At 44.4% G+C, this 2277-nt stretch carries 2 protein-coding genes and 1 pseudogene; all 3 read left to right on the top strand.

What is annotated here, in order from left to right; all coding sequences use genetic code 11:
* Positions 1-190 precede the first annotated feature (190 nt).
* Positions 191-1591, top strand: a complete 1401-nt coding sequence (locus J5224_RS25160; RefSeq protein ID WP_264627939.1) for a type II and III secretion system protein family protein — start codon at positions 191-193, stop codon at positions 1589-1591.
* Between the two features lie 37 nt (positions 1592-1628).
* Entirely contained in the window at positions 1629-1979 is a 351-nt protein-coding gene (locus J5224_RS25155; RefSeq protein ID WP_264627938.1) for a hypothetical protein, read from the top strand.
* A pseudogene (locus J5224_RS25150) lies at positions 1979-2277 on the top strand (pilus assembly protein CpaE); the annotation flags it as partial. The gene J5224_RS25155 and the pseudogene J5224_RS25150, both read left to right, overlap by 1 nt.

Genomic DNA, 2277 nt, shown 5'->3' with positions numbered 1-2277 from the left:
AATCAGAGGCCCTATTGACTTGCGTTCAAGAGGCAGTGAAACGCTATCCGGCAAAGAGGCGACATGGCCAGTCAGCAGCGCGCCCCTGTTTGATGAACCCCGCTCGCGGCCCACACATGAGTGGCGCGGTTAACAGGTCTTGTCTATTAGGGCTGATAGGGAAATTTTAACAGAGGAAAAAAGTTTGATTATGAAGCGCTTCTCATTTCACGTTAGCCTGATGCTAACGCTGATTTTAGTGTATCCGTTAGCGGCAATGGCCGATCAACTCTTTTTAAAGCCAGGCCAGTCAAAAACATTACGGACCAAAGGCCGTGTTAATACGGTATTTATCTCAGATCCTACGGTAGCAGACTATAAAGTATTGAATGAAAATACCATCGTATTGTATGCGAAAGCGCCCGGTATTTCAGAGGTCACAGCCTATGATGCTGACACAAGAATTTTGGCTGATTTACAGATAAATGTTGATTCTTTTCTCGGTGATATCAATCAGCGCATTGCGCTGGAGTTTCCCGGAAGCCAAGTAGTGGTTAAAAGTTTCATCAGTGGTGAAAATAAATCTTATATTCTGACCGGAACGGTGCCCGATGAGGAAACCCGAGGGGCAGTATATCAGCTGGTGGGCAGTGTTGTTGGAAAAGAAAGTCGAGAACTTAAGGTGAAAAATGATTCTGAGGATCAGAAAAGTTCAGAAGTTTTCTTTATGACAAAGAGAGTTTATAGCAATGTAATAAATAGATTGCAATTGCCCTCATCAAATCAAGTTAATGTTAAGCTTAGCGTTGTTGAGGTAAGTAAAAAATTCACAGACACATTAGGGATTGAATGGAGTAATTTAACGCTGAGTGGGCTGATTAAAGGCAATGGCGCTGTTAATGACCCAGGGGTTTTCAGTTTGATTGGCCTCAAACATGGGTTTGATGCAGAAAATATCAGTACCACAATCAGTGCCGTTAATAATGACAGTTTGGCTAGAGTGCTTGCGCAACCCAATCTCACGGTGTTGTCCGGTGAGGTAGCCAGCTTTTTAGTTGGTGGAGAAATCCCGCTTTTAGTGCAAAGCAAAGAGGGGACTACCGTACAATATAAAGAGTATGGTATTCGGTTAAATGTTGCTGCCAAAGTTGAAAAGAAACAGAAAATAAAATTGTTGATCTCGAATGAGATCAGCAGCGTTGCTGGGAGTTATGCGTACAATAATTACAATATACCTCAGATAAAAACGCGGCGTTCCAGTTCGACGATCGAACTGGCAGATGGCGATAGTTTTGTGATTGGGGGCCTACTCAATGAAGAGGATGTGGAATCATTGACGAAAATCCCTTTCATTGGCGACATTCCCATTCTTGGGGCGCTGGCGCGTAAATCGCACACAGCGCGAAATAAAACAGAGTTGGTGGTTTTTGCTACCGTCGATCTTGTAAAGCCGGTATCCGCGGCATCACGACAGCAAATTAAGTTGCCTGATTATCATCGTAGCTCTTCCGTTCAATTATTTTTTAATAGCGGAGTAGATAAAAATACCCTTGAAGGACGGCTTGCCAGTGATGCACGCAGTTTTATGGACCGCGGTGGATTTTCCAAATAGTCGCGATAAGCCAGTACATTGAACATTGGAGTTTCGCATGAAATTATTTTTTGATACCAAATCGAATAATAAGAATACAGCGGTGAAGTCGCAGAAGAAAAAATTCGCACAGCCCATTTTAATTATTTCACCTCGTCCTGATGTGATGTCTGATATTGTCAGCCAACTGCTGATGCATCATTTGGCTGATGTCATACCGCATGAAGCGGATTTTTTTACCATGAGTGATAATCCAGGCGCCAGCGATGCCATCGCGGTCATTGTTGATATTAACGATGTGGATAATGTTGAACTTATATTATGCAGATGGTTGCGCTACTCATCCCGGTTTCGGCAAAACCGATTCTCGTGGGTAATAATGACTCAATCCGCTTTGCTCATGCGTTGATGATAGCAGGCGCTAACTATTTACATATTGGCTCGCAGTTACCGCAACTGCCCGATCTGATTCGTGACCCTATTCCGGCTGCACATAACCGAGCAACAATGAAAATCAGCATTCTGGGATGCAAGGGAGGGGCAGGAGCATCCACCGTGGCGCATCAGCTTTTTAAGGCTGCGGGAATGCTGACCTCAATACCCATGCTGTTGGTGCAGGGTTGCAGTGGCAGCCGGGATTTGGATTTATTGTTAGCTAAAGCGTTACCCAGCGACGGCAGCATTACCGATCTTACCCCTCATCAGTC

This window comes from Candidatus Symbiopectobacterium sp. NZEC135, assembly GCF_025962695.1.
The sequence above is the reverse complement of the archived record's forward strand: the minus strand, read 5'-3'. Positions and strand labels throughout refer to the sequence as shown.